Genomic DNA, 7,281 nt, shown 5'->3' with positions numbered 1-7,281 from the left:
CTACTCCTTCGTCGAAACGGTCGATGCGATGTTCCCGATGTACCTGATCCGCGCCTTTGGTGGCCTGCTCTATCTTGCTGGCGCCTTGGTGATGACGGTCAACATCTGGAAGACGATCGCCGGCAGCCCGCTGCGCGAAGAACTGCCGATGACCGAAACCCCCCACAATCCTGAAGCGGACCGCCCGGCGGTTGCCGTACCGGCCGAATAAGGAGCAATAAAAATGGCTTTCAGAATCATCGAACATGGCAAGCTGGAACGCAATGTCGCCCTGCTTGGCCTTTTTGCCCTTGTTACCGTCGCAATCGGTGGTCTGGTGCAAATCACGCCGCTCTTCTGGATCGACTCCACGATCGAGAAGGTGGAGGGAATGCGGCCCTACACCCCGCTCGAGCAGGCCGGGCGCAATATCTACGTCCGCGAAGGTTGCTATGTCTGCCACAGCCAGATGGTCCGTCCGTTCCGCGACGAAGTGGAACGTTATGGCCCGTACAGCCTGGCTGCGGAAAGCATGTATGATCACCCCTTCCAATGGGGTTCCAAGCGCACCGGGCCTGACCTGGCGCGTGTAGGCGGTCGCTATTCGGATGAATGGCACCGCGAGCATTTGAAAGATCCGCGCGCTGTGGTGCCGGAATCGATCATGCCACCTTACGCCTTCCTAGCCGATCGCGATCTTGATGTGGGCGATATGAGCAAGCAATTGGCTGCGCTCAGCAATGTGGGCGTTCCTTACAGCAAGGAAGCCATCGCCGAAGCCAACGCCGATCTGGTCGCACAGGCCGATCCCAACGCTGACAGTGCTGGCCTCAAGAAACGCTATGCAAAGGTACAGGTCCGCGATTTTGACGGCAACCCGACGCGGTTGACCGAAATGGATGCGCTGGTCGCTTATCTGCAGATGCTGGGCACGTTGGTCGATCACAAGAAGGCTGCTGCCCAACAGGTACCCAATGCGGAGGTGGCGAAATGAATTACGACACCGCGCGCCATTTTGCCGACAGCTGGGGACTGCTGTTCACGGTGATCCTGTTTCTGGGTCTCGTCGGCTGGACATTCCGCAAAGGGGCAAGCCGCCACCACGAAGACGCGGCCAACATGATTTTCGGGGACGACGACAATGGCTAAGAATCCCGCAGACAATAAACAACGCATCGACCAGCCCACGGGCACGGCCTTTGTCGGCCATGAATGGGATGGAATCGAGGAACTCAATACGCCATTGCCACGCTGGTGGCTGTGGACCTTTTACCTGACGATCGTCTGGTCGCTGGTCTATGTTGTGCTTTATCCGGCTTGGCCGCTGGTCAACAGCGCAACCGAGGGCGTTCTCAAATGGACGAGCCGCGGGCAGTTGGCAGCTGAAATGAAAGCCGCAGAAAGCGATCGTGCACCGCTGGTCAACGCGCTTGCCGCCATTCCGGTAGAGCAGCTGGTTTCCGACCAGAAGCTATATCAGGGTGCCGTTGCAGGTGGATCGGCCGCGTTCAAGGTCCATTGTGTGCAGTGCCACGGCTCGGGCGCAATCGGATCGAAGGGCTATCCAAACCTCAATGATGACGATTGGTTGTGGGGCGGTGATATCGGCGCGATTCATTACACGCTGACGCACGGTATCCGTAACCCCGACCATCCGGAAACCCGCCAGTCACAAATGCCCGCTTTTGATGGCATATTGACGCCAGCGGAGATTTCTTCGGTGGTTTCCCATGTCCAGTCCTTGTCTGGCAAGGCAAAGCCCAATGCTAAGGGTGCAGAGATTTTCGCAAACAATTGCGCATCGTGCCATGGCACCGATGGCAAGGGTCTTCGCGAATTTGGCGCCCCGAACCTTACGGACAATATCTGGCTCTATGGCAGCGACAAGGCGACGTTAACGCAAACGATCAAGCTAAGCCGTCAGGGCGTCATGCCGCGCTGGAACGACAAGCTCGATTCGGTTACAATCAAGATGCTTGCAGCCTATGTCCACTCGCTGGGTGGCGGCGAAGCAACGCCGGCAGCGGCAGCTCCCGCACCGGCAACGATGGAGGCGAAGGCGGCCAATGGCCAACCTTGATGACCTGCTAGGGGCGGACAACCCGCTCTATGAAAAGCGCAAGGGTGTCTACCCCAAAGCGGTCAGCGGATTCTTCCGCCGTTTCAAATGGGCGATCATGGCGATCACCCTGTCGATCTACTACATCACGCCTTGGCTAAGGTGGGATCGGGGGCCGCACGCGCCCAACCAGGCCGTGCTGGTCGATCTCGCCAACCGCCGCTTCTACATGTTCAACATCGAAATCTGGCCGCACGAGTTTTACTATGTGGTCGGATTGCTGGTGATGGCGGGTATTGGCCTGTTCCTCGTCACCAGCGCGGTTGGCCGGGCATGGTGCGGCTATGCCTGCCCACAGACGGTATGGACCGACCTGTTCCAGCATGTCGACCGCTTCGTCGACGGCGATCGCAACGCGCAAATCCGCCTCGAAAAGGCACCATGGGGCCCGGAAAAGATTTTCAAGCGGCTCGCCAAATGGTCGATCTATCTTTTCATCGCCTTCTGGACCGGCGGTGCGTGGATCATGTATTTTGCCGATGCGCCGACCCTCACGGTTGATTTCTGGACCGGCCAGGCAGCACCGGTGGCCTATGCGACCGTTGGCGTTTTGACGGCGACCACCTTCATCTTCGGTGGCTTCATGCGCGAGCAGGTCTGCGTCTATATGTGCCCCTGGCCCCGCATCCAGACGGCGATGATGGATGAAAAATCCCTCATCGTAACCTATCGCGATTGGCGCGGCGAACCCCGTGGTTCGGTGAAGAAGGCCGAGGCGCAACCCGGTGCTTTCGGTGATTGTATTGACTGCAACCAATGTGTTGCGGTTTGCCCGACCGGCATAGATATTCGCGAAGGCCCACAAATCGGCTGCATCACCTGTGCCTTGTGTATCGACGCATGTGACAGCGTGATGGAACAAATTGGTCGTCCGCGCGGCCTGATCGATTATCTCACGCTCGATGATGTCGCGACCGAAAAAGCAGGCGGAACGGCGCATCCGACGCTCAAGACATTGTTCCGTCCGCGCACGATCATCTATTTCGGTATCTGGTCGGCGATCGGCCTTGCCATGCTGTTCACGCTTGGCCAGCGCACCCGCCTTGACCTGACCGTACAGCATGATCGCAACCCGCTTTACGTGCAGCTTTCGGACGGTTCGATCCGCAACAACTACACCGTCAAGGTGCGCAACATGGAAACGCGCCAGCGCAAAGTAGCTTTGGTGATCAAGAATTTCCCGGGAGCGGTTGCTTGGACAACCACGGGTTCGCGTGAAACGGCATCTGACCGGATCGAATTGTCGGTCGCGCCCGATACGGTGCAGAAGGTACGGCTGTTTGTTGTCGCTCCGGCTGAGGGCCCAGCACGTACCGATTTCGACATCCAGGCAGAGGCGCTGACCGGAAATGAAAAAGGCGATAGCGACAGCGTGCGCTTCGAACGCCCGGAGGCAGGACAATGAGCAACCAGACGGCAAAACCCTTCACCGGCTATCACATGGCGGCGATCCTCATCGGATTTTTCGGCATCGTGATCGCGGTGAATATCTATATGGCTAAAGTCGCCGTTGGCACTTTTGGCGGTACCGTGGTCGACAACAGCTATGTCGCCAGCCAGCAATATAATGAATGGCTGGCTGAGGCTGACAAAGAGGCGAAACTGGGATGGACGGTTGCCGCCGCACGCGCAGCCGGAGACAAAGTTCGCCTCATCGTCGACGACAATGGTGCTGCTGGTCTTAATTTCGTTGTTTCGGCCAAGGCGGAACATCCGCTGGGACGTACGCCCGAACGTATGCTGCAATTCGCATCGCAGGGTGATGGCAGCTATGTTTCGCGCGAAGCATTGCCCGCTGGTCGCTGGTTGCTCCGGGTGGAAGTGAAACGCGCAAGTGACCGTTATCGAATGGTGGCAGATATCCAATGAACGCTCCCGCACCCCGCGCATCGATAGCAGCCTTGCCGGAATCGCTGTTTGCCGTGCCTGGCATGCGTTGCGCCGGGTGCATTTCGAAAATCGAGAATGGCTTGGCCCTGGTTCCCGGCATCGCCGCGGCACGGGTCAATTTCACCGCAAAGCGCGTGGCGATCAGCCACCTGCCCGAAACCACCATTCCCGAAATCCAGCGCGCCATTGCCGCTTTGGGATTTGAATCCCAACCTTTGGGCGATGAACTGGCGGGCTTCACCGACGAAAGCAGCCGCGAACTGCTGAAGGCGATGGCGGTGGCCGGCTTTGCCATGATGAACATCATGCTACTGTCGGTTTCGGTATGGTCGGGGGCAAGCGGCGGAACGAAAGACCTGTTCCACTGGCTTTCCGCACTGATCGCATTGCCGACCGTTGCCTATTCGGGCCGGCCGTTTTTCCGCTCGGCATGGAATGCAGTATCGAACCGGCGCACCAATATGGATGTGCCGATTTCAATCGGGGTGATCCTGACGACCGCTTTATCGCTGTTCGAAACCTTTGTCGGCGGCGCGCACGCCTATTTCGATGGTGCGGTCATGCTGCTCTTTTTCCTGCTGACCGGTCGCTGGCTCGACAGCGTCATGCGCGATCGTGCGCGCGATGGCGTTTCAGCATTGCTGAAACACAAGGCCGCCGGTGCACTGGTATTGGCCGAGGATGGCACATCAGCTTGGGTGAATGCCGATGCGTTAAAGCCGGGCATGGTCATGCTCGTCGCAGCAGGCGAACGGCTGGCTGCTGACGGCGTCGTGACCAAAGGAAACTCGCAGTTCGACCTGTCGCTCTTGACCGGGGAATCGCTGCCGGTTGCGGTCGCCGATGGCGATTTGGTGCATGCAGGAACGCTCAATGTCGATGCACCGGTAGAGGTGCGGATTACCGCGGCGGGTGCAGCCACCGCGCTGGCCGACATTGCTCGATTGATGGAGGATGCGGGGCAATCCAAGTCACGCTATGTCCGCATCGCCGACCGTGCCGCACGCTATTACGCACCTGCGGTTCACACTTTGGCGTTGTTGAGCTTTGCCGGCTGGATGCTTGCCGGGGCCGGATGGCACCAATCGCTGCTGATTGCCGTCGCAGTGCTGATCATCACCTGCCCTTGTGCTCTTGGGCTCGCTGTTCCAGCGGCGCAGATTGTGTCCGCTGGCGCGCTGATGAAGAAGGGTATTTTGGTCAAGGATGGTTCTGCGTTGGAGCGTCTGGCCGAGGTCGACCGAGCACTTTTGGACAAGACCGGTACGCTGACCCTTGGCCGTCCCGAACCGACAAACATCGATTCGCTCGACGCGGAAGTGGCACCGGTCGCGCTCGCGCTTGCCCGATCGAGCCGTCACCCTTTGTCGCAGGCTGTGCGCCGTGCCTTGGAAGCAAAAGCGGTTGCTGCGGCGGACATTACTGATGTCCGCGAAATAGCAGGCAAAGGTGTCGAAGCCATTTGGCAGGGCAAGCTGGCGCGGCTGGTCCGGCCGGAAAAAGCACTCTTTGGGGGAGACGTCGGTGCATCGCTCGCGGTTGCGTTCCAGCTGGGCGATGCGCCGGCGACTTTGCTGACATTCGAAGATAGTTTGCGCCCAGAGGCTGCAGCCACGTTGCGGGAACTGAAGGCGCTGGGCATCGAAAGCAGTATTGCGTCGGGCGACCGTGCAGAGGCTGTACAGCCGGTTGCGCGTATACTCGGCCTGACGGCGCAGACCGGAATGCATCCGCAAGACAAGCTCGACACGATTTCGCGTCTGGCCGCCGCAGGGCACAAGGTGTTGATGATCGGAGACGGGTTGAATGATGGACCGGCGCTTGCCGCAGGCCACGCGTCATTGGCACCTGCCTCGGCCAGCGATGCAGGGCAAAATGCCGCCGATGCGGTGTTCATGGGCGATAGCCTTGCCCCTGTTGCCATCGCCATTCGCGCCTCGCGCGCCACGCAGCGGATTGTCCGGCAGAATTTCGCACTGGCAATCGGCTATAATGTGATCGCCGTACCCATGGCGATCATGGGTATGGTGACCCCGCTGATTGCTGCACTCGCCATGTCAGGTTCGTCGGTGATTGTTGTCGCCAACGCTCTGCGCCTCAAGGGGGCGGCAAAGTGACGGGTATCGCCTTCCTCATCCCGATTGCCCTCGGGCTCGGCTTGCTGGGCCTTGGCGCCTTTTTCTGGTCGCTTCGTAGCGGCCAGTTTGAAGATCTGGATGGTGCAGCCTTGCGCATCCTGATTGATGAGGATGCGCCGGTCGATGAATGAGCGTCGGATCAACCCTTTCATTGCCTTGCTGTCTGTCATAGCGCTTTCAATGCCTTTGCCGGCTGCCGCGCAGGCACGCTCGATCCTTGTTTCGAACTGCATGGGCGGAATGGACCGTATCGATATCCCCGCAGATCCCGCAGCACCTTCGGACCATGGTTGCTGCAACAAGGGCTGCCATGCCGCCAATGACCGGCGCAAGAAGAACCAGGACAATCAAGACGATTGCTGCTGAATTCAGCTAGCGCGGTCGCGGCGTTTCGTCCCTGCTCTCACACCAATCAGGCATAAAAAAGAGGCGGGCTCTTGCGAACCCGCCCCCAGAGGGAGGAGCTTGTAATGCGTGGTTAGAGCTTGAAGCCTACGCCTACGCCAAAGACGAACGGATCAATGTCGACACCGACGCGCTGGATGCCAGCAGCTGTTGTGTTCAGACGGGCATTGGTGTCCATCTTGATATATTTGACGTCGAAGTTGAGGAACATCTTCTCGTTGAGGTCGATGTCTATACCTGCCTGTGCGGCCCAGCCAAAGCTGCTGCTCAGATGCACATTGGTTTGGCCGACAGCGGCTTCAAGGCCGGTCGATGCCTTTTCCTTGTAGAACAGCGTCCAGTTCACACCTGCGCCGACATAGGGGCGGACCTTCGCCTCAGGCGCGAAATGATATTGCAGCGTCAGGGTCGGCGGCAGCACCCAGGTCGAAGCCAGCTTGCCAATGCCGCCGGTGGTCCCGGTCGTTCCCGCTACGCTATGCTTGGTTGTCGCAGCGATCAGTTCAACGCCAACATTGTTGGTCAACATGTGGGTGATGTCGACTTCCGGGGCGACTGCATTGTCGACCGAAACCGTTTCAGCCGGAAATGCCGGGGTGATGCCAGTCGAATCTTCGTTCGGCGCAACCACGATACCGCGTACGCGGATGAAGGTGTCGCCGGCTTCGGCCATGGCAGGGGTGGCTGCCATGCCAGCCATCAAAAGGGCGAGGGTAGAAATCGTTTTTATCTTGGTGCTCATGATGTAAC

At 58.9% G+C, this 7,281-nt stretch carries 10 protein-coding genes (1 of these 10 cut by a window edge); 9 read left to right on the top strand and 1 reads right to left on the bottom strand.

Annotated features, from left to right (window positions below):
• The 9 genes in view from ccoN to ACFSAG_RS03190 are tightly spaced (at most 12 nt apart) and all read left to right on the top strand, a layout consistent with a single transcriptional unit that may run on beyond the window.
• Nucleotides 1-211 carry the end of a cytochrome-c oxidase, cbb3-type subunit I gene (ccoN, locus tag ACFSAG_RS03230; protein ID WP_381511364.1) on the top strand. Its footprint begins 1,448 nt before the window's first position, so only the last 211 of its 1,659 coding nucleotides appear in the window; the start codon falls outside the window, past its left edge; it ends in the stop codon at nucleotides 209-211.
• Between the two features lie 12 nt (nucleotides 212-223).
• Nucleotides 224-973, top strand: a complete 750-nt coding sequence (ccoO, locus tag ACFSAG_RS03225; RefSeq protein WP_374614136.1) for a cytochrome-c oxidase, cbb3-type subunit II — start codon at nucleotides 224-226, stop codon at nucleotides 971-973.
• On the top strand, nucleotides 970-1,128 hold the full coding sequence (locus tag ACFSAG_RS03220) for a cbb3-type cytochrome c oxidase subunit 3 (RefSeq protein WP_381511361.1): 159 nt from the start codon (nucleotides 970-972) through the stop codon (nucleotides 1,126-1,128). Before ccoO ends, ACFSAG_RS03220 begins: the two co-directional genes overlap by 4 nt.
• The gene (gene ccoP / locus ACFSAG_RS03215) at nucleotides 1,121-2,059 is read left to right on the top strand and encodes a cytochrome-c oxidase, cbb3-type subunit III (RefSeq protein ID WP_381511359.1); all 939 of its coding nucleotides are present in this window, start codon (nucleotides 1,121-1,123) and stop codon (nucleotides 2,057-2,059) included. Before ACFSAG_RS03220 ends, ccoP begins: the two co-directional genes overlap by 8 nt.
• The gene (ccoG, locus tag ACFSAG_RS03210; protein WP_374614142.1) at nucleotides 2,046-3,503 is read left to right on the top strand and encodes a cytochrome c oxidase accessory protein CcoG; all 1,458 of its coding nucleotides are present in this window, start codon (nucleotides 2,046-2,048) and stop codon (nucleotides 3,501-3,503) included. The genes ccoP and ccoG overlap by 14 nt, the downstream gene beginning before the upstream one ends.
• Nucleotides 3,500-3,967, top strand: a complete 468-nt coding sequence (locus ACFSAG_RS03205; RefSeq protein ID WP_374614144.1) for a FixH family protein — start codon at nucleotides 3,500-3,502, stop codon at nucleotides 3,965-3,967. Before ccoG ends, ACFSAG_RS03205 begins: the two co-directional genes overlap by 4 nt.
• Nucleotides 3,964-6,105, top strand: coding sequence for a heavy metal translocating P-type ATPase (locus tag ACFSAG_RS03200; RefSeq protein ID WP_381511356.1), 2,142 nt, complete (start codon nucleotides 3,964-3,966; stop codon nucleotides 6,103-6,105). The genes ACFSAG_RS03205 and ACFSAG_RS03200 overlap by 4 nt, the downstream gene beginning before the upstream one ends.
• Entirely contained in the window at nucleotides 6,102-6,257 is a 156-nt protein-coding gene (gene ccoS, locus ACFSAG_RS03195) for a cbb3-type cytochrome oxidase assembly protein CcoS (RefSeq protein ID WP_374614148.1), read from the top strand. The genes ACFSAG_RS03200 and ccoS overlap by 4 nt, the downstream gene beginning before the upstream one ends.
• Complete coding sequence (locus ACFSAG_RS03190; RefSeq protein WP_374614150.1) at nucleotides 6,250-6,492, top strand: hypothetical protein; 243 nt, start codon at nucleotides 6,250-6,252, stop codon at nucleotides 6,490-6,492. The genes ccoS and ACFSAG_RS03190 overlap by 8 nt, the downstream gene beginning before the upstream one ends.
• 112 nt (nucleotides 6,493-6,604) lie before the next feature.
• On the opposite strand, the gene ACFSAG_RS03185 is transcribed toward ACFSAG_RS03190, so the two are convergent.
• Nucleotides 6,605-7,273 carry an OmpW/AlkL family protein gene (locus ACFSAG_RS03185; RefSeq protein WP_381511354.1) on the bottom strand — a complete coding sequence of 223 codons (669 nt, stop codon included), beginning with the start codon at nucleotides 7,271-7,273 and terminating at the stop codon, nucleotides 6,605-6,607.
• Nucleotides 7,274-7,281 lie beyond the last annotated feature (8 nt).

The sequence above is a fragment of the Sphingorhabdus buctiana genome (assembly GCF_042680825.1).
Classification (GTDB): domain Bacteria; phylum Pseudomonadota; class Alphaproteobacteria; order Sphingomonadales; family Sphingomonadaceae; genus Sphingorhabdus_B; species Sphingorhabdus_B buctiana.
This window is presented reverse-complemented; position numbering and strand designations above follow the sequence as displayed.